General features: G+C 60.2%; 17 protein-coding genes and 1 pseudogene. 7 read left to right on the plus strand and 11 right to left on the minus strand.

The window, feature by feature from the left end; all coding sequences use genetic code 11:
- Nucleotides 1-23: 23 nt before the first annotated feature.
- Genes ACSQ3G_RS26120 through ACSQ3G_RS26135 form a run of 4 tightly spaced genes read right to left on the minus strand, consistent with a single transcriptional unit; the run spans nt 24 to nt 2,768 of the window.
- Entirely contained in the window at nt 24-1,082 is a 1,059-nt protein-coding gene (locus ACSQ3G_RS26120; RefSeq protein WP_436109892.1) for an arsenic resistance protein, read from the minus strand.
- Complete coding sequence (locus tag ACSQ3G_RS26125; protein ID WP_436109891.1) at nt 1,079-1,789, minus strand: cytochrome c biogenesis CcdA family protein; 711 nt, start codon at nt 1,787-1,789, stop codon at nt 1,079-1,081. The genes ACSQ3G_RS26120 and ACSQ3G_RS26125 overlap by 4 nt, the downstream gene beginning before the upstream one ends.
- A gap of 2 nt (nt 1,790-1,791) precedes the next feature.
- Nucleotides 1,792-2,181 (minus strand): thioredoxin family protein, encoded by a 390-nt coding sequence (locus ACSQ3G_RS26130; RefSeq protein ID WP_436109890.1) that lies wholly within the window; start codon nt 2,179-2,181, stop codon nt 1,792-1,794.
- The gene (locus ACSQ3G_RS26135) at nt 2,178-2,768 is read right to left on the minus strand and encodes a hypothetical protein (protein ID WP_436109889.1); all 591 of its coding nucleotides are present in this window, start codon (nt 2,766-2,768) and stop codon (nt 2,178-2,180) included. Before ACSQ3G_RS26135 ends, ACSQ3G_RS26130 begins: the two co-directional genes overlap by 4 nt.
- 77 nt (nt 2,769-2,845) lie before the next feature.
- Here ACSQ3G_RS26135 and ACSQ3G_RS26140 point away from each other — a divergent pair, with 77 nt between their 5' ends.
- The gene (locus ACSQ3G_RS26140) at nt 2,846-3,319 is read left to right on the plus strand and encodes a MerR family transcriptional regulator (RefSeq protein WP_436109888.1); all 474 of its coding nucleotides are present in this window, start codon (nt 2,846-2,848) and stop codon (nt 3,317-3,319) included.
- On the opposite strand, the gene ACSQ3G_RS26145 is transcribed toward ACSQ3G_RS26140, so the two are convergent.
- The 6 genes from ACSQ3G_RS26145 to ACSQ3G_RS26170 all read right to left on the minus strand — a co-directional run bounded on the left by ACSQ3G_RS26145 (nt 3,296) and on the right by ACSQ3G_RS26170 (nt 11,679).
- On the minus strand, nt 3,296-5,587 hold the full coding sequence (locus tag ACSQ3G_RS26145) for an AAA family ATPase (protein ID WP_436109887.1): 2,292 nt from the start codon (nt 5,585-5,587) through the stop codon (nt 3,296-3,298). The two genes, ACSQ3G_RS26140 and ACSQ3G_RS26145, sit on opposite strands and share 24 nt — an antisense overlap.
- 139 nt (nt 5,588-5,726) lie before the next feature.
- Complete coding sequence (locus ACSQ3G_RS26150; protein ID WP_436109886.1) at nt 5,727-6,134, minus strand: VPA1267 family protein; 408 nt, start codon at nt 6,132-6,134, stop codon at nt 5,727-5,729.
- Nucleotides 6,134-6,586: a hypothetical protein gene (locus ACSQ3G_RS26155; RefSeq protein ID WP_436109885.1), complete on the minus strand. Its 453-nt coding sequence runs from the start codon at nt 6,584-6,586 to the stop codon at nt 6,134-6,136. Before ACSQ3G_RS26155 ends, ACSQ3G_RS26150 begins: the two co-directional genes overlap by 1 nt.
- Complete coding sequence (locus tag ACSQ3G_RS26160) at nt 6,579-8,939, minus strand: hypothetical protein (RefSeq protein WP_436109884.1); 2,361 nt, start codon at nt 8,937-8,939, stop codon at nt 6,579-6,581. The genes ACSQ3G_RS26155 and ACSQ3G_RS26160 overlap by 8 nt, the downstream gene beginning before the upstream one ends.
- The gene (locus ACSQ3G_RS26165) at nt 8,936-10,468 is read right to left on the minus strand and encodes a tyrosine-type recombinase/integrase (protein ID WP_436109883.1); all 1,533 of its coding nucleotides are present in this window, start codon (nt 10,466-10,468) and stop codon (nt 8,936-8,938) included. Before ACSQ3G_RS26165 ends, ACSQ3G_RS26160 begins: the two co-directional genes overlap by 4 nt.
- On the minus strand, nt 10,465-11,679 hold the full coding sequence (locus ACSQ3G_RS26170) for a tyrosine-type recombinase/integrase (RefSeq protein ID WP_436109882.1): 1,215 nt from the start codon (nt 11,677-11,679) through the stop codon (nt 10,465-10,467). The genes ACSQ3G_RS26165 and ACSQ3G_RS26170 overlap by 4 nt, the downstream gene beginning before the upstream one ends.
- Nucleotides 11,680-11,926: 247 nt before the next feature.
- On the opposite strand from ACSQ3G_RS26170, the gene ACSQ3G_RS26175 reads away from it, so the two are divergent.
- Both ACSQ3G_RS26175 and ACSQ3G_RS26180 read left to right on the plus strand, forming a co-directional pair.
- Nucleotides 11,927-12,928, plus strand: a complete 1,002-nt coding sequence (locus ACSQ3G_RS26175) for an IS30 family transposase (protein ID WP_436109881.1) — start codon at nt 11,927-11,929, stop codon at nt 12,926-12,928.
- Between the two features lie 127 nt (nt 12,929-13,055).
- Nucleotides 13,056-13,298 (plus strand): annotated as a pseudogene (locus ACSQ3G_RS26180) (helix-turn-helix domain-containing protein); the annotation flags it as partial.
- 13 nt (nt 13,299-13,311) lie between these two features.
- On the opposite strand, the gene ACSQ3G_RS26185 reads toward ACSQ3G_RS26180, so the two are convergent.
- Nucleotides 13,312-14,193 (minus strand): LysR substrate-binding domain-containing protein, encoded by an 882-nt coding sequence (locus ACSQ3G_RS26185; RefSeq protein ID WP_172746460.1) that lies wholly within the window; start codon nt 14,191-14,193, stop codon nt 13,312-13,314.
- 123 nt (nt 14,194-14,316) lie between these two features.
- Here ACSQ3G_RS26185 and ACSQ3G_RS26190 point away from each other — a divergent pair, with 123 nt between their 5' ends.
- The 4 genes from ACSQ3G_RS26190 to ACSQ3G_RS26205 all read left to right on the plus strand — a co-directional run bounded on the left by ACSQ3G_RS26190 (nt 14,317) and on the right by ACSQ3G_RS26205 (nt 19,588).
- The gene (locus ACSQ3G_RS26190) at nt 14,317-15,924 is read left to right on the plus strand and encodes an ABC transporter substrate-binding protein (protein ID WP_436112311.1); all 1,608 of its coding nucleotides are present in this window, start codon (nt 14,317-14,319) and stop codon (nt 15,922-15,924) included.
- Nucleotides 15,925-15,993: 69 nt separating this feature from the next.
- Nucleotides 15,994-17,397 carry a lyase family protein gene (locus tag ACSQ3G_RS26195; RefSeq protein ID WP_436112312.1) on the plus strand — a complete coding sequence of 468 codons (1,404 nt, stop codon included), beginning with the start codon at nt 15,994-15,996 and terminating at the stop codon, nt 17,395-17,397.
- On the plus strand, nt 17,397-18,380 hold the full coding sequence (locus ACSQ3G_RS26200) for an ABC transporter permease (RefSeq protein WP_105436638.1): 984 nt from the start codon (nt 17,397-17,399) through the stop codon (nt 18,378-18,380). Before ACSQ3G_RS26195 ends, ACSQ3G_RS26200 begins: the two co-directional genes overlap by 1 nt.
- Nucleotides 18,377-19,588, plus strand: a complete 1,212-nt coding sequence (locus ACSQ3G_RS26205) for an ABC transporter permease (protein ID WP_436112313.1) — start codon at nt 18,377-18,379, stop codon at nt 19,586-19,588. Before ACSQ3G_RS26200 ends, ACSQ3G_RS26205 begins: the two co-directional genes overlap by 4 nt.
- Nucleotides 19,589-19,599 lie beyond the last annotated feature (11 nt).

Genomic DNA, 19,599 nt, shown 5'->3' on the forward strand with positions numbered 1-19,599 from the left:
GCCCTGGGCGGCTCTTCTTCCTGTCAGATGCTGTCGGCTGCCCGGCCTGAAGGGTTTTTGCCGAATCTTGGAGCCAACCGCACATAGACCAGCTCGCTCACAAGCTCGACCAGCGTCTGCGTCACAATGATTGCCGGGAGCAAGGGGACAGCACCGGGAACCGCAAAGGCCAAGGGCAGGACAACCAGCGAGTTGCGCGTGGCCGCGCTGAAGGCGACGGCCCGTCCGGCAGGCGCGGAGAGCCGGAACAGCCTGCTCACACCCCAACCGGCCAAAGGAGCAACGACCGCAAACGCCATATAGATCGGCACCACCCGCAAGGCATCATCGAGAGCTGCGCCTAGTTGCGGAACTACAGCCAAGACGACGATCAGAAGGACGAGTGCGGTTGCAGGGACGGGGAGCAGTCCGAGTCCCGACGAGACGCGGCTTCCTCCACTGCTTCGCCCAGCCCATATCTGGACGACAACGGCAAGCACGAGGGGGACGGCGATCAGCCAGACGAACGCATGCACAAACGGTCCCACCTGAATGAGAGACCCCGCTTCAGGACCAAGGAAGAGACCAAGATACACGGGCAACAACAGCATCTGGACGATCAGGAGTGCGGGCGTCGCTGCGAGAAGAAGTCGTGCGTCGGCGCGGCCGAGATGGGAGAAGGTGACCACGTAGTCGATGCATGGCGCGAGGAGCACCAGCAGCACGCCGAGACGCACCATCGGATCGGGTGGCAGGAACTGGACGAGGATTCCCACCAAAGCAGGAACAACCACGAAGTTCGTTAGAAGCAGGACCCCGAGAAAGCGGAAGCGCGAGAAAGCCTGTCGCAGGTCTGCAAGCGGAACCTGCAGGAAGGTCACGAACAGCATGAATGCGAGTGCGGGATTGATGCCGATCTCCAGCGCCGTTGTTCCGGGTAGAGTAAGGGCGGCAATTGCACCGAGGACGACAGCACCAAAATAGATGCTGATCTGATGGTCTTCGAGTGTTTCGCGGAGGATCGTCAATGGCAGCGCTTTCGTCGTTTTCGTGTTCATAAAAGTTTCCATGGAATGACAGGGATAGCTACCGGAAGCCGTCAAATTTTCGTCGTCAGGCCGATTATCCAGTCCGGCACCACACGTTCGAGCGCCGTCTGTACCGTCCTGTCCGTTCCGGTCAGGGTCATCGTCCCAGCCACGATCAACAACACCCCCAAAGCCATCTTGATGCCGCCCGCCGATCTCGCCATCTTCCCCCGCCAACGCAGAAGCGCCTCGCGCGACAGCATCCCCAAAAGAAGGAGTGGAAGGGCAGCCCCAATGCCGAAGGCCAGCATCGTCATGCTTACGGTCCAGAGGTTTTCGCCTCTTGCCGCCATGACAGAAGCCGCGCCAAGCGTAGGTCCGACGCACGGCGTCCAGACCGCGCCGAGAAGCAACCCGACGCCGAATTGCCCTCCGATCCCGGACGTGGACATTCCACGAAAGCGGTTCTGAGTCCAGTCGCTCAACGGCCCAGCAGCCGTCGCGAACCTCGCGTGGAGCTGCGGCATGACGAGGACCGCGCCGACAAGGATCAGCAGCACGGCCGAGGTTGTCCTGAACATCGTCATGTCGAGGCCGATGGAGAACCCTATCGCAGCGATAAACACGCCTATCGCCGTGAACGACATCGCGACGCCAGCAGCCAGCGCAACCGGAGCGGCCCTGTGCTCAGCCGCCGCGCCTGCCATGACGACGGGCACCAATGGCAGGACGCAGGGCGACAGGATCGACAGGACGCCCGCTAGGAATGCGAGTGCCACCATCGTCAGAGCGCCTTGCGCAAGAATGCTTCGATCTTGGAGGGATCGCTGACGCCCACACTCCTGTCGATCTCCTTGCCATTCTTGAACAGAACCATCGTGCTTTGCGACTGCACCCTCAGCTTTTTGAGCACGTCCTTCTGACTGTCGAAGTCGATGTCAAACTTCTTCATCTTCGCAAAGTCACCAGTTCCGAGCAATTTGGCGACAACCGGCTTCTGCGCCCGGCAGACCTCGCACCAAGGGGCGGTGACGTGGACGAGCACCGGTACTCCGGCTTCGGCTGCCGTTGCGAAGCCGGGAACAATTTCATCGGCCGCAGTGGCGATCCGGCCTGCGGAGAGCGTCAGAAGGAGGGCGGAAGCGGTGGAAAGGAACAGGCGGCGGTTCATCATGCAATCTCCAGGTTCTTGGATATGGAAGGCGGTGCAAAGTGGGCGAAGAGCGTGTCGGCGGCGTCGCGGGCCGCCTCGGGCGCGGTAATCTTCAGACGTACACCATCAGGGCTCGCGGCGAGATCGAAGTCGAGGAAGGCGCAGCATTCGGTTTCCTTGCGAACAAGGTCCCGCAGCTCGGGTAAGGCGTCGGCGGCATAGGTCAGTTCGATTGACAGCGGCTTGCGCGACACACTGCGCAGATGGCGCGACGCAAGCGCCTCGATCCTCGCCGTGCGAGTCTTGAAGTCGCCCGCATCCAGCGTGCAGGCGATGGGCGTTTCCGCCTTCGCGTCCGTAGTACATGAACCGCAACCGCAGTCGCTGGCAGACATCGCAAACGTGCTTCCGCCCGCAACAGCTTTGTGGCGCGACAAGAGGAGAAGACTTCCCATTGGCAAGGCAACCATGAGGGCCAACGGCCCCCAATAGGACACGGCGGCCCCGGCTGCGATGCCCGCTCCAGTGGCAAGGGTCAGCAGCGGAGCAGCGCAGCAGGCGGCGCAGGCCACGAGGCCGATGCCCGCGAGCTTGGTCGTGTTGTTCATTTTTTCTATCTCCTTGAATCGTGAATGGTCGAAGTCTACTCCTTCAAGTAACTTGAAGGGCAAGGAGCAATGCCGCCATGAACCTTCACATCGCCGTGTTCACTATCGGAGCCCTCGCCAAGGCGTCGGGACTCACCACCCCGACCATCCGGTACTACGAGGAGATCGGCCTGATTCCGAAGGCACGACGCTCCCCGTCCGGGCAGCGTTACTATGAGGAAGCGGACCTTTCGCGCCTAACCTTCATCAGGCAGTGCCGGGATTTTGGGTTCGGGATCGAGCAGGTGCGCCTGCTGCTCGATCTTTCGATTAGCAGGGAACGGGACTGCATAGAGACGCGCGACATCGCCCAGGCGCATCTGTACGAGGTGAGACAGAAGCTCGATGAACTGCGGGGGTTGGAGGAGCGTCTTGCGGTTTTTGTAGATCGGTGCAACGAAGCGTGCGCGGGCGGTCCAGGCACGGATTGCGTTGTCTTCAAGGACCTCACGTCGAAGCCGCGATCCTGCTGCGAAGCTGAAGCCCCGTCAAATCGTCATCCGGAAGACTAGACCATTGTCCCGCGACAGGCTCTTTGGCGGGTGGCTGATAATTTCGGAGATCAGTTCGGCGTCGCCCACCAGCACGACCGTTTCGACAGCGCGAGTTATCGCGGTGTAGAGCATGGTCCGGTCCAGCAGTTTCGACCGGACGACAGGGATGATGACCCGTTTGAATGCCGACCCCTGCGCCTTATGGACACTGATCGCCCAGCCATGGGTGAGCTTCTCAAGATCAGCCGTGGTGATTACGTCTTCAGCGCCGTCGTCAAACCGCGTCCAGGCACCCTTGGGATGTGGCTTGGTAATGACGCCCAGGGAGCCGTTCATGAAGCCCGTGCAGATCGGATCGCCCGTGACCTTGTCGAGAACGGACTTCCCGTCGGCGTCGACCTGGGGTGCCTTCGAGTAATCGTTCTTCAGCCACATGATTTTCGAGCCGACGCTCAGACCCCAATCCTCGACGTTCGGCTGCTTGCCCATATATTCGATCTCGATGGCGCGGTTCAGCTCCTTTGATCCGGCGGGGCCGTTCTTCACCTGCGTGAGTATCTGGACGTCCATCTCATGCAGGGGGGCCGTCTTGCCATATGCTGGAACGAGGCCACACATGGCGCGGAAGGCAGCTATGGTCTTTCCGGCCACATCGTCTTTCGACGCAGGGAAGAGATAGACGCCAGGTGTCAGCGCGACGTTCGGATCGAAGCGCCGGAGACCTACCGCCTTTCCGGTGCGCACAGCGGATGCGACGGCCGGAATGCCGGTGGCGTCGTCCTGTCTGTGGACAATGTCCAAGGTGACCGAAGGTATCGCCGTTGCCTTGACCATGGTGTGGAAGGGCAGGCCGGGTCCGATGGGCGGAAGCTGACCGGGATCGCCGATGAAGATCAGGTTGACCTCGATAGGTAGCTGGGCGAGCACCCGGTAAATTGACGGCGTATCGAGCATGGAAGATTCGTCGAAGATGACCGTCCCCGCCTCGATACGACGGCCTGCGTCCTCGATGTCGTGAACTAGCCGAGAGAGGGTGCTCGCTGGACGACCTGTCGCCTCGCTGATCCGCCTGACGGCGCGGCCTGCCAGAGCCACCTGCAGGTGCTCGACGCCGTGGCTTTTAGACTTCGGAAGACCGTCACGGACAGCCTCCAGGGCGGCAAGGATGGCCCGGACGACCGTCGTCTTGCCCGTGCCCGCGCCGCCGCTGATGACGCAGACGCCGCAGGTAGTCGCCATGAAGACCGCCTCGCGCTGCGCATCGGTCAAGGCGTAGCCGATCTCCGCCTCGACCTTGGTCATGGCATCGACCACGAGCTTACCGTCAAATCCCGGAACTTCGCGACCTATGCGCTCGCCGATCTGTCGGGCGACTTCCTCCTCAATGAACCGACAGGCTCTCGACTGAAGAAGGTCGGTTGACGGTGACACCACGCGCCCCGTGGTCGAGGCCAGATCGATGGCACTCGCCGCATCGCCGATCCAAGGCGCGAGCAGGCGTTTCACCAGTGGTCTCAGGACAGAGGCGGGGGAGGCCATGTTCCCTGCCCGGAAGCGGATGGCCAGCGCCTCCTCGACGGCGGCCGCCAGGCGTCTCGGATCGTCAAGGGCGACACCCAATCGAAGCGCTCGGGCGTCCACATCCTTCCACGGCTCCAGCAGTGTCATCGTGAACGGATCGGCCTTAATGCGGTCGATGGCTCCGAGACCCCAGACACGGGCGGCTGCACCCGCCACACGGGGCGATACTCCGTACCGATCCAGCCAACGGAAGATTTCGACCTCCTCGGCAAGCATGCCGAAGCCGTCGACGATAGCGATGGCCCGATCCGCCCCCATGACCTCCGCGAGCGCCTTCAGGTCGCGATCCCGGATGATGTCGTAGATAGTCTCGCCGAAGCGGTCCCAGACCTTTTCGGCGGTCGCCCAGCCAATACCGACGAAGCGCTTGTCGCTGGCAAGGTGCCGGATGATCGCCCGTCCCCTGGTCACCAAGGGCAGGGCTACCTCGGCATGAAGCTGCGGACCATATTCTGGATGGAGTTGGATGGGACCAGTGACGCGCCACGTCTCGCCGACGGCCGGATCGCGCGGTGATCTCTTTGCGGGGACGAGGGCGCGGCGGAGTTGCTCGGTCTCGTCGCGGCCGATGATGACATGGTCGCCGAACCGGCTGGCATGGACGGAGGTGAGGGAAAGCTCCCAGGAAGACTGCTCAGAACGCTCACCAAGGACCAGCAGCGTCTGGTCCTCGGAACCACGCCGTCGTTCAGTGGCCCCTGCCATGGGTTCTGGCTCTCCGTTCACTGCGGCCACCCACGACGTGCCGTCGCGGGTCCCTGTGCCTCATTCACTACGATCCAGCTCCCACGGCCTGTCGGGGCCACGACGGCGCGGCTCCGAGGACCAGACTTCAGACACCCAATCATGGAAGTCTCCCAGTCTCGGCGATGACGGCGCTCAACCTTTTCAGGCGGTCCAGGTCGCGGCGCAGCGAGGCGTTCTCTGCCTTCAGGCGCAGGTTCTCCTCTTCCAGAGCCATCTGGTTACCGTCCACTTTGGCCTTCTGCTCGCGGTCCGCTTCCGCCTGTTCGAGGCGTGTCAGATTGGCCTTGCGATCACGGTCGTCGGCGTTGCCGAGGATTTCGGCGCAGCGAGGATTGGTGCGGAACACCTGTCGGTCGAACCCGCATTCCTTGGCGATGAGGCTCTTGTTCAGATCGACGCCGTATCTGGGAAGCGGCTCGTCCTTGTGCTGCTCCAGATATTCGATAAGAGCGTCGACGTGCTCCTGGGCGACCTCGACGCCGCTCTTGCCAGACCCTTTCGCCATTAGGACTTCCTCGGCGGAAGGGTGACGACCTCGCCAGATGGAATGGCATTCATCTCGTCGAGTTTGTCGACTGTCGCCTGATATCCCTCGAACAGACGTTTCCATTTCGAGAAGCCGCCCATTTCGGCGACAGCCAGGATCATCATGCGGTGTGACGCTATCACGAGCTGCCGATCAGCCTGAAGCTGGTCAATCTCGGCATTCTTCACCTCGACCAGCCACTCTAATTCGGTGCGGGATTTCTTGCTGCTGCGGTCGATGGCAGACCGTATCGTCTCCTGCCTGCGCTGGGCGTTTTCGAACTTGGTGCGCCTGTCGGCGTTCCGGGTGATGTCGGTAGCGTTCTTGAAGACCTCGCCACTGCGCCGCACGATAGCTCTGGCGGTGATGGTTTCGTTTTCGGCGATCATCGCCTCCAGCAATTCCTCAAGATGGGCGATCTTATCAATCATCGAGGTCTCTCAGGCGGCTCATGGTGTCGATGATGGTGTTACCGAACTTCTGCTCCGGCGTCACGGACAGGTCTTTGCCATCGGGGAAGGGGCGGTCACCGGGTTCAGTTGCGAGCGCCTTGCCGATGTTCTCGTAGCGGATGCGGGCATGGGCGATCTGGTTCGCCCACCCAGCATATCGACGGCCCTCGGGCACGGATTCCAACTGGATGATGATTTTCGCGAAGCGGTCGCGCATCTTTTCGAGATGATCGTGCTCTTCGACGACGTCGGTCCGGGCAAGATGAAGGCAGCCGTTGAAGCATTCGAGGTGTTTCGGGCAAGGATCGCTGGTGAAGCTGTTAACGCACAGGCCATACGGCGTGACGTGGAGACCGTCCGCCTCGGCATTGAGATAGTCGAAAGCCGCGTCGTCCCCATACTCGCGCTGGACACGCCGGAACTCGTCGACAATAGGGCCACGTACCTTGTTGGCGGCGATCATCTTGTAAACCTGAAGCGCCTTGTCACCGAGCGCGTCCTCGGCCTCCGGAGGGACGTCGATTTCGCGGATGTCCTCATGGAGGCTTCGATGATCGTACTCATAGCTCTGCTGGACGCTGCGCCGACCGAACTTCTTGGTGATCATCGTGTCGGCGACGCCGAGCCGGAACAGCTCGGTATTCTGCAGGTGCCGCAGGGAATGAGATGTCAGCGTCAATGCGCGGTCCTCGTCCGTCTGGCCGTAGCGCCGGAACAGGGTTTCACCGCTCGCCTTGCCGCTCAAGGAGCCATTCAGCGAACCTTTCTCCAAATGGCCGACTGCAGAGTAAAGCGTGGTATCAAGGATTCCGTTGTTGCGGCCTTCGATCAGGTTCCTGATGGGCATCAGGAACAACAGTTCATGAGGGTGGAACTCAGTGCCGTCAGTAGTTCTGGCTGGCTTGGTATCGGACAGCTTGGTGGCACGGTTTTCCCGGATATGTTCCTCCACATCGCCCACCCGCACAAATGCGTTCCGCCATGGAATTGCGCTCGTGTAGGGCATGCCAACCTCATTGCGTATCGGAATATGCCTCTGGGCGGGATTGGTCCAGAACTTCGTCAACATGGCTGGTCGGCCGAGAAGCTGATGTTCTCTAACCTCTGCAAGCAAGCTTGGATTATAGGACTGGCGATAACGCGCGATCAGCTCAGCAGGTGGCGGCTCGTGGGAGAAGACGGGGTTACCAGTCATCCGGACGTACATTTCCCAGGCGGGCAGCAATCTATCATCGGGATATTCTGGGAACACCCGTCCTGTCTGGGACTGCAGCCGGAGCCTTTCGCGCAAGGGAGCGGTGATTGTCGCGATGTAATCGAGTGCCTCAACGAGAATTTCCTCGAACATCGGCGGTACGTGCTGACTGTTTTCGTACAAGGCCAGGCCCTCGGCCAACTCATCCTCGTCCTGTTTTTCCGCGAAGTACCGGATCACAAGCGAGCGCGAGAACCCCCCACGCTCTCCGGCTGGTCGGCCATCCGCGTCGAGATATTCACGCCAACGCTTCCAATCCAGAGGAAGCATTGCGGCCTCTCCGATCCGGAAGCCCATAATGATCTGAACCTTGAATGCAGCGAACCTGATCGCGTCCGAGAATGTGAGCGGCGTCTCCGTGAAGACAATCCGCACCAGCTCCCAGAAGGCCTTTTCATCCGGAAGCTTCGACGCCGACTTCCTTTCCACCAGACTGCGCCGAAGGCTCTTGCTGCCACCGTGGGCGTTCTGGCGGTCGCGGATCGCATCGGCCTGCTGTTGCGCCGCCAATGCTTCTTTGGTGGCATAGGGCTGGCAGAAACGGGCCAGAGAAGGAATGTCGGCGAGCTTCTGTTTGTCGATGACGTTCCTGACCATCGTCACGAAGTCGAGCGCCTGTTTGCCAGATTCGAACGAATGCAGAACTGCATTGTAGGCCTGCTGGATATGATCAGGGGTGATAGCCCAGGGCGGCGTATCTTCCGCCGCAGGAGCCAGGCGTCGGATACCGGCCACCACTTGGATCGCGCTTCCGGGCTTCGTCTGGCTGAGGAGAAGTTGGTGGATCAATACGGCCTGGTAAAAGTCCAGCCAGTGTGGAGGCATCGGTCTCGCGACCAGTGAACCTTGCCCCATTTCCACTCTGATTTCATTCAGCTTATCGAAGGATGCAGTGTCCACGCCGACCTGGCCGAGCCATGAGACCGGGTTGGAGAACCCGCCTCGTAGTTCTGTCAGGTTCCACCGCGTATCTTTGCTGACCTTGCCATCGCCATCGAAGACTAGCTTCCAGCTTAGGCCGCGCTCTCCAGCCAGCCTCTTTGCGGTAGCGATAAATTCGGCATAGAACGGGTTCATACCTCCTCCTCACCATCGGATTTCAGCTCCTCGGCAACACGCCTTGCGGCGTCGAGAGTGCTCTTCAACTGAGCGTAGGCCGGAGATTGCTGGTTGTTGCGGGAGGCGGCGGCGAACTCCGTCACGACTGGACGGAGGCTCTCCACGACCTCCTGATGGATTTCAGGGTCATTGAGCGGCATGAACTGGGAACAGGTGTAGCAGGCCAACACCGGATTCTTCATGCAGAGGTTCTGGCCCAGGTTACATCCGCCTATTCCCGCAATGGGTATTCCGTGGGGCACGCCTCCGATCTGCTTCTCGGCCGGGAGGCCGAGAAGCATCGCCTTGTCGATGGTTTTCGTTGTCGCGATCTTTGCAACATTGCTGTAGATGGGCGAGATCGCCAGCGCGTCGTTGATGCGCTTGGCCTGCGGGGGCGATGCGTCGAAGTATACGTTGGCGACGCGGTCGCTGGAGTGCCCCATGAACTCCGTCAGACCGACGTGAGAGATGCCGCCGTCCGCGAGGCGTTGCGCCGCCGTGTGCCTCAGGTCGGTTGGAGACCAAGCCTCTCCCGTCAAATCCGCCGTAAGCTCACGAATGGCCCGGCTAACGCCAGATGGTGTCAGGCCGAAGAGGAGGCGAGGGGGCACGCCCTCCTCCATGCTGATGCTTCCTGCATCCCGACGTTTCACGAACTCGTTGAAGAGCGGACCCCACTCCCGCTTGATCCGTCGGGTTTCGCGGATGCGCTTGCGGTTGTCCTTCTGCTTGATCCGGGTGACCGCTACATGGACAGCGCCAGTCGTGTACAGCCGAACATCGGCCGTCTCGATCCGCGCAATCTGACCGGGGCGGAACGCATACTGGTACGACGTGACCAAGATGCATACGTCGCGCAGTGTCTCGTCATCTATCGACTGCGGATCATTCGAAAGCGCCGCGCACATTGTGTCGATGTGATCGACGATCAGGCTTTGGTGATCCAGGGGCAGGAAGCAGTCGCCGATGCGGACAACCCTATACTTGTCGACCTTCGGACTTCTCAAAGCACGGATGATCGATGCTGTCGCGGGCGTCCAATGACCAATGTTGAGCCGACAGAGGGAATGGAGAATAGCTCTTAGCGAGTAGCTTTCTCTCGCAGAGACTTCTGCAAGTACGGATGTGTTCCAATGAGATCGAGCGTCGAACGGCTGTGACACAACCAGTTCGATGAGCGAGAGGACGCCGCGACGCGCGAGATAGCTCAGCGTGCTCCCAAAGAGGATCGTTACGTAGTGGAGGTCATGTTCGCCAAGCCAATCAGCGAACACATGTTTCATGACCTCCGTTGCAGAGCCAAACGCATTGAACGCTATTTGATGCTGGCGGCCGTCCAAGGCAAGGAAGACTTGGTCGGTTTCGGCCAGGTCTCGGACGGAGCATATCTCGTTCGCAAAATCATCGTAGTATTTGACCACTGCGGGCAGCGGCGGCAATCTTGATGTCAGGCGATCAATCTCGGCGACTAGGTGGTTGTTCTGAAGCGTGACGGCGGGCTTCAACGGGACGTCTCCGGAACAGCGCGTCGAAGAGCATCCACGAAGTGATCGAACTTTTCGTCCCAGACTTCGGCTAGGCTGGTTTCGAAGTAGGCCTTGGCATAGAGGCGGGGCATGTCCGACTTCTTCGACCATCCGAAGAACGTCCGCAACTTTTCCTGAGCCTTGTCCAAATCATTGCCTGTGTCCTGATACCGACGCATCCTGACGACAGCGGATGTATGACGCAGATCATGACAGGAGACGCCTTTAAGTCCCTGCTTTTTCAGTGATTGCTTGGCATCATTGGACAGAGCCTTCGTCGCAACCTCGAAGATTTCACTCAGGGATCGCAGCGAAAGCGGCAGGCCTTTTTGAGAGATCAAAAGGTGTGGGTGGTTTGCCCGTCCGCGATGGTTGCGGATGTAGAACCTGACGAGTTCAACTATCTCTTCCTGTAGCGGAAGCTGGCGTCGCGACGTCTCGGTCTTCAGTCCAGGCTGTTCGTATCGAGGGTCCAGATCATCGACTTCCTCGACATCCAACCAGTGAACGGTCTTGCGGGCGACCGGATCGAAGTCCTCCTTGAATGAGGAACCGTACAGCAACGCGCCTTCGCCACGGCGAAGCCCAAGGCGCAACAGCAACATGAAGACCAAGAGGTTGCGCCAGCGCAGTGTATCAGTCTTGAAGGGGTTTCGCGGCGAGTCAGGCCTGAAGATTTCGTACAGGTCCTCGATTACGAGCGGCGGAAGCGCCCGGATAGGCGGCGGCGGCTTCTGCGGGTTCGGGACGAGATTGCGGTAGAATGTCTCAAGGCGATGCACTTTCGCCTGGATTTCGTTCGCCCGCGCACGAGCCGTGCTACCGGCTTGGCGAAGCATTTCGGTCGCGAAGTCGAGCGCAAACTTCCATGTGGACGACTTGTCCGCGTTCTCGATAACTGCCTCATTCCTGAGTTGAGCGAAGAAGCCGAGAAGACATTCTTCCAAGGCATCGCCATCGGCTTCGGCTATAAGACGGTCAAGACAGTCGGTACCGTGTTGCTCGCAGACGGCCTCGTAGAAACGATCAATGGCTGTCAAATATTTCTGTCGGCTAGACGGCTCCAGTCTCGGGTTCAGGACGTCACTCCAGATGGTGGCCCAAAACCGTGGGACACCACGCGGCCCGACAACGACAAGCCCGCGTGCGGATGGCGGCAGCGCCGAATTTCTCATATTGATAACCGGCATGGTGACTCGCGTTTTTCAATGAGCGCAACCATGCCATCCGTTAGCCCCAACGCAACACCACAAACCGCAGGATGTTGAGTTTTCCACAATCGCGTAAAATGCGGTTCCAGGTCAGAATGCAACAGCAAACAAACCGCCTAGATGTTCCATAATTCCTGTTATGCGACATTTGGATGTAGCCGGGTACATTCTAATTTCAAGTGCGACATGCCAATAACATCAATGGCTTCGCCTTGGAGAAATTTGCATGTCGCCCTGCTATTCGCAACTCACCCTGTCCGACCGCCGCCATCTGTATCAGTTAAAGGAACGCAAGCTGCCGGTTGGTGAGATCGCCCGCCAACTCGGCCGTCATCGTTCGACCATATACCGCGAGCTCAAGCGCAACACGTTCCACGACCGCGAGTTTCCAGAATACACTGGTTACTTCGGCACCATCGCCAACGACATGAGCAAGGAGCGCCGCCGACGGCTGCGCAAGCTCAGACGACATCCACAGCTGCGAGACCTGATTATCGATCGACTGAAGGCCAAATGGTCACCGGAACAGATTGCCGGCCGGCTGTTGATTGACGGGATCAGCCCAGTCAGCATCTGCCCGGAAACGATCTATCGCTTCATCTACTGCAAGGAGGATTATCCACTTGGCCTTTACGAGCACCTGCCTGAGCGACGTCGCCGACGCTTGCCGCGTGGATCCCGCAAGCCGCGTGACGGGCTCATCCCGTTTGAGTGCCGGATCTCGCAACGGCCTGATTTTGTTGATGATCGGTCCGAGTTCGGCCATTGGGAAGGCGATCTGCTGATCTTCAAACGCGAGCTTGGCGAGGCCAACATCACCTCGCTCGTCGAACGCAAGAGCCGCTACACCGTGTTGATCAAGAACCGCAGCCGCCACTCGCGGCCGATCATGGACAAGATCATCAATGCGTTCTCGCCGCTGCCGTCTTTTGCCCGTCGCAGCTTTACCTTCGACCGCGGTACCGAGTTTGCCGGCTTCCGGGCTTTGGAAGACGGGATCGGCGCCAGGAGCTGGTTCTGCGACCCGAACTCGCCCTGGCAGAAAGGTGCTGTCGAGAACGCCAACAAGCGGATCCGCCGCTTCCTGCCTGGTGACACCGACCTATCCAACATCACGCAGCAACAGCTCGTCGACCTCGGCCATCACCTGAATGCGCAGCCACGCAAATGCCTAGGATACAAAACACCCGCCGAAGTGTTCATCGCCCATTTGCGTGAAACAGGCTGATCCCCTACCCTCCAATCGCGTATGTTGCACTTGGCGTAGATTCTCCACCGCAAAGTTAGAATGTCCTGTTTTTGCAAAGTTGGAATGTCACACTCCCCGGCGCTGAGCGACGTCTGGGAGATTGCGGATGGGACTGATTGCGATGAGCGAGCGCGATCTGCAGCGGATCGAAGTTTTGACGAAGGTTATGGCCGATCGGATGACGCTGGTGACGGCGGCGCATGTTCTCGACCTGAGCACACGCCAGGTCCGTCGGCTTCTGGAGCGGATGCGCACTGGCGGCGCGGCGTCGATCCGACACAAGGCTATCGGACGACCTTCGAACAACCGGATCAGCGACGGGGTTCGGGGTGCGGCGTCTAGCCGGATTGCTTGAGTCCTACTCACACTGCATTCTTCAACCAGCTCCGGAGCGCACGAAAACTCTCCGACCTTAGTTTCGGTTCGGCGAACACGAAGGCATAATGTTCCCGCACCGTGTGGTCGGCGAAGAGAGGAATGAGCTGCTCCTCCGCCAGTTCCTGTTTGACAAGTTTCTCGCGTACTATGGCAATACCCAGCCCTTCAATCGCAGCCGTCAGCTCGAGGCCTGAACTCTCCAGATCGATGAAGCGAGCGTTCGCGAATACCCGCGCGGCGCGAATTCCGAGCCACAGTTCCCAGTTGCGCGTAAATTCTGCGGAGCGCAGCAGCACGTGCCGCTCGAGGTCATCCGGTGTTTCAAGCGGCGGGGCGCGGCGCAGATAGGCTGGACTGCAGATGGGCATGAGGTTGGCGTCGGCCAGCACTTCGCAGAGGAAACCCGCGCGGTTCATCGGCTTGCCCACATAGATCATGCCGTCCAGAACCTCCGTGTCCTGATTGCCGGTCACGAAGCGCACATGGATGTCGGGATGCCTTGCATAAAGGCTGCCGAGTGCCGGCATGATGCACTTCTGCAGGAAAACGCGCGGGCTTCCGATCACCAGCGGCCGTTGCTCGATACGGACGGAAATATCGCTGGTGACCGTACGAATATCGCCGAGGGAGGCATGGATCCTGGCCCAGTAGACTTCTCCGGCCGGAGTGAGGGCGATCTTGCGATGCATGCGTTCAAACAGTTCGCATCCCAGGAAGGCTTCGAGGTTCTGGATCTGCCGGCTGACTGCACCGGGTGTCAGACAAAGCTCCTGCGCCGCCTTGGCGATGCTCGCATGCCGGCCGACCGCTTCGAATACAGGAAGCGAGGTCATGGGCGGCAGATCGCGTCTGCGTTTTCCCGTCATATGCTCCTCCTGCATCGTTATACGAATTGATTGAGAAATACTCAATCGAGCGGAGAAAAATTCGATTTTTCGGCGGCGGCGGCAGCGGTAGGGTCTAGAACCTGAACAAAGTGGGGGAGGACCATGAAAAGTTCATCAGTGGCATTGATGTGCCTGACACTCGCCGGCGGAACCGTGCTTTCGTCTCTTCCGGCATCTGCGAAGCAATTGCGCGTGGGGCTTTCGGCGCTGGCAACGTCCGTCGATCCGCATTTCCATCGCGCCGGCTACAATTTCGACCTGCGCGAAAACATTTCCGACGCCTTGGTCTACGCCAACGGGGTTAACGGCGAGGTAGAGCCGCGGCTGGCGAAATCCTGGGAAATTCAGGGGGATACCAAATGGGTCGTGACGCTGGAGCCCAAGGCCAAGTTCGACAGCGGCAAGACGCTGAGTGCCGATGACGTCGTCTATTCGCTCTGCCGGGTGCGCAACGTACCGAACAGTCCTGGCCTTTTCAGCAGCTTCATCTCCACCGTCAAAAACATCAGGGATGCCGGCGGCGGAAAGATCGAGATCGAGACCAAGAAGCCGGACCCGAACCTTCTGCGCAACCTGAGCTATATCGGTATCGTCGAAAATCCGACCGGCCGAATGCTGACCTATGACGAAAAGAACTGCGGCAACGACAACTGGCTGGCAACGGGTGATTTCAACGGCGGCAAGACCTCTGCGGGCATAGGTCACTACCGGGTGAAGAAGTTCACCCCGGATGTCGAGATCGAGCTTGAGCGCAACCCGCAATATTACGGCGCGGCTGCAGGCTATGAAACGGTTCTGGTCAAGTCCTTGCCGGACAACAGTGCCCGTATTGCGGCGCTGCTCGGCGGTTCTGTCGACGTCATCAACGCCGTCCCGATCAACAGCGTCGACAGCATCCAGACCTCCGGCAAGTATCATCTCGCCTCAATGCCGTCGACGCTTCTGATTTTTCTTCTGCCCGACCAGGGCCAGGAAAAGACGCCGAAGGTCTCCGGCACGGATGGCAAGAACCCTTTCCTCGATCCGCGGGTCCGAAAGGCGCTGAACCTGGCGATCAACCGCGAGCAGATTGCCGAAACCGTGATGGGCGGCATGGCTCAGCCTGCAAGCCAGATTGTCGTCGACGGCGTATTCGGCCACGATCCAAACCTGCAACCCTATGCCTACAACCCTGCCGAGGCCAAGCGACTGCTGGCGGAAGCGGGCTATCCGAATGGCTTCTCACTGACGCTGAACGCCCCGAGCGACCGTTATGTCAACGGTGCGCAGGTCGCCCAGGCCATAACCGCCATGCTTTCTCAGATCGGCCTGAACGTGACGCTGGAGACCTTCCCCTTCAGCATCTACTTCACCAAGGCGAGCGCCTATGAATACAGCCTCTACCTTGCCGGCGCGGCCGCCGATACGGGAGAAGGCCTGAGCCAGATGATCAATCTCGCCGGCTCACGCAATCCGGAAAAGGGCTGGGGCGGCGCGAACCGCGGGCGTTATTCCAGCAAGATCACCGACAAGGCGCTCGAAGACGCCCAATCGACGCTGGACGATGCCAAGCGGGAGGAACTGCTGCGTTCGGCCGTGGCGCAGGTCCAGAAGGATGACGGTTACGTGCCGCTCTATCACGAGTTCGGCGTCTGGGGTGTCCGCAATGGCGTCCGCTACGAGGCCAATACCAACCTGACCAACATCTTCTATACCGCCCGTCCGGAATGAGGCGCGATATCGGCAAGGTCGGGATCCCAAACCGGCCTTGCCGCCAATTTCATGAAAGCAAGGCATAAGATGGGTGCTGAATTCAATGACGCTCTGACGTCGCAATACGACTATCGGGGGCTGCGGGACGCATTCGCACCCACGGCGATGTACCAGGCATTTCTCGATGTCGAACGCGCGGTCGCGCTGGCACAGGGGGAACTGCTGATGATCCCGGCGGCGTCGGCCAAGGTGATCGCCGACAATTGCCGGTGCGAGCTGCTCGACTTGCAGCGCCTCGACGCGGGTTATCGAACCACGCGTCACCCGCTGATGCCGCTCATCAACGAACTCGTCCGGCTCTCGGGACCTGAACACGGTGGCTACGTTCATTGGGGCATCACCACCCAGAACGTCATCCAGACCGGGCTGCTTTTGCTTGCCAAACGCGCCCAGGTCGTCATCGACGGGTTTCTCAACGATATCGTTCGTCATCTCGGCGGCCATGCCCGCGTCCATGCCAACACGATCATGGCCGGGCGCACCCATTATCGGCATGCCGTGCCGATCACCTTCGGTTTCAAGGTCGCCGTGTGGATCGAAGAATTCCTGCAGGCCATGGATCGGCTGAAAGAAGCGGAAGCACGGGCCTTCGCAGTCATGAGCGGTGGAGCGGTCGGCTGCTTCTCGGCGCTCGGCAGGCAGGGGCCGGTTTTCCAGTCACGGGTGGCGGCTCTGCTCGGCATGAGTGAAATGGCCATTCCCTCGCGGGCGATCCGCACGCATATCTGCGAATACGTCAATGCCCTGACGCTGATGGCGTCGATCTGCCACAAGATCGCGGAAGAGGTCTATCTGAGCTCGTCGGAGGAATATGGCGAGGTCAGCGAGGGCCGCGTGGAAGGCTCGATCGGCTCGTCCACCATGCCGCAAAAGATCAACCCGATCCTCTGCTACGGCATCATCGCCAACAGCAACAAGCTCTATTCCAGTGCCGGCATGCTCATGGCGAGCGCCCATCGCCCGTTCGAGTCGGATGGCAGCGCTAACCAGATGTTCGAGGACGGACTGGTCGAGGTGATCGCGGCCGTCTCCGAGATAGTCGTGCGTACGGAGCTTCTGGTGCGTGACCTGATCATCGATAAGGAGCGAATGCGGGTGAACCTGGACCTGTCCGGTGGCGCCATCTTCGGCGAGTTTGCCATGATGCAGCTGGGCGGCCTCATCGGCAAGCACAGGGGCCATGAACTCGTGCATGAGGCAGCCATGGCAGCTGCGAGCGGCGCTGCGCCGTTCATGGAAGAATTGGCGCGCCTGCCGGGCGGCGAAACGGTGCGCGCCGCCATAGAAGACCGTCTGGCGGCCGGCAGCGCGGGAGGAATCTGCGTCGAATACGCCTTGCATTTCGGTGCGCTTGTCCGGGATATCGGCAGCGGTCCCCTCCCGACACCCGAGCAGCGCCATATCAACGTCTATCTGAAGGCCGAAAGCTGATGCTGTCCTTCGTGCTGCAGCGGCTGTTCCAGAGCGTCATCGTCGTCCTGATCATGTCGATCGTCCTGTTCGTCGGCGTCCGCCTGATCGGTAATCCAGTGGATATCCTGATCTCGTCGGAGGCTTCCGAGGCCGACCGGGTGGCGGCCATCACAGCGCTTGGCCTCGACAAACCGCTCTGGGAACAATACGCAATCTTCCTCGGCAATGCCGTGCAAGGCGACTGGGGCGCATCCTTTGTCTATAAGGAACCGGTCGTGGGCATCCTGTTGCAGCGCCTGCCGGCCAGCCTGGAGCTCGGCCTCGTCGCCTTCATTCTTGCCGTCGGCATTTCCATTCCTGCCGGCCTTTATGCCGGGTTGCGGCCGCAATCGCTGCCCGGGCGCGGCATCATGGCCTTCTCATTGATCGGGGTCAGCATCCCGACCTTCTGGCAGGGCATGCTGTTGATCGTCGCATTCGGCATCGCCCTGCCGATCCTGCCCGTGGGCGATCGCGGTGAACTGGCAACCCATTTCGGCATCACCTCCAGCCTCTGGACGCTCGACGGCTGGTCGCATGTCATCATGCCGGCCTTCAGCCTGGCGCTCCTGAAAATGTCCCTGCTGATGCGCGTGACGCGGGCCGCGACCATGGAGATCTGTCGGCTCGACTTCGTCAAGTTCGCCTATGCCAAGGGCGTGCGAAGCAGGTCGGTGGTGGTCGGCCACATTCTCCGCAACGCGCTGGTGCCGCTCGTTACTGTGACCGGCATCGAACTCGGCAATCTGCTCGCCTATGGCGTCATCACCGAGACGGTGTTCTCCTGGCCGGGCTTGGGCAAGCTGCTCATCAATTCCATCAAAGTGCTCGACCGGCCGATGATCGTAGCCCAGCTTACCTATACGGCGCTGCTCTTTATCGCCATCAACTTCATCGTCGATATCCTGCACATGATCATCGATCCCCGCGTCAAATCCGTTCTGAGGCGGCGTGCGGCATGAGTATCGCGAGTTTTCAGGATTTCGCGCGGCGCTTTGCCGAAAGCCGTTCCGCTGTCATCAGTCTGACGGTGAGCCTCGTCTTCGTGTTCTGCGCCATCTTCGCGCCGTTACTTGCGCCGACCGACCCGTATGACCTGACGCATCTGCAGCTTTCCGACGCATTGAAGCCGACTGGCTCGAAGCGGATGCTTCCGGGAGAGGAGGTCCGCGTCAATATCCGCGTCAACAATGGAGCGATCACCGTCCAGCCTGCCTCACCGACGAAGACCCGGCTTTCTCTGGCGGCCTCTTCGTGCGGTCCGAACTGTCTGACTGTCAGCGTCGAACCCACGGCCGCCAGGCTCGGGAGCCTGCAGGTCCGCAACCTGCCGAACGGTGCGACGATCGAGGGTGCGAAGAAACATCCGATCCAGCCTTGGTGGACGATCGACGATCCCAAGAGCAGTGAGGTCAGGATCACCTCCGCGACCTCCTTGCCTGCAAGCTTCACGCTGCTCGCGATCGCCAAATCGCTCGATCAGGAAACCGATTTCGTCTTTCGGCTCGGCACGGACAATTTCGGCCGCGACATGCTCTCGGCCATCCTTTACGGCATCCGCATCAGCGTCGTGGTCGGGCTGGTGGCCGCGGGTGCGGCCATGGTGCTCGGGACCGCACTCGGCTTGTTCGCCGCCTGGCGGCGCGGGGTGACGGACGCCATCATCATGCGCGCCGTGGACTTCATGCTCGGCCTGCCGGCGCTGCTCATCGGCCTCGCGATCCTCGCCATTCTCGGCAATGGCGTCAGCAAGGTCGTGCTCGCCATCGTCATCGTGCAATGGTCCTATTATGCCCGCACGGCGCGCTCCTTCGCCATGAGCGAACTCGGCAAGGAATATGTCGAGGCGGCCCGCTGCCTGCGTCTTTCGCCGGTGCGCATCATGCTGCGCCACGTACTGCCGAACTGTATGCCGCAGATCATCGTGCTGTTTACCTTGAACATTGCCGCGGCGATATCGATGGAGTCCTCGCTGAGCTTCCTCGGCGTCGGCCTGCCCCTGACGCGGCCCTCGCTCGGCATGCTGATCGCCAGCGGCTATGAGTTCATCTTTTCGCAGAAATACTGGATCAGCATTTATCCCGGCGTCGTGCTCCTGGTGATGATCGTTGCCATGAACCTGCTCGGCGACCGTCTGCGCGATCTCAACAATCCGCGGCTCGACCGCTAGAGGAAAGCCGG

It is taken from the genome of Neorhizobium tomejilense (genome assembly GCF_964254135.1).
Classification (GTDB): Bacteria; Pseudomonadota; Alphaproteobacteria; order Rhizobiales; family Rhizobiaceae; genus Neorhizobium; species Neorhizobium tomejilense.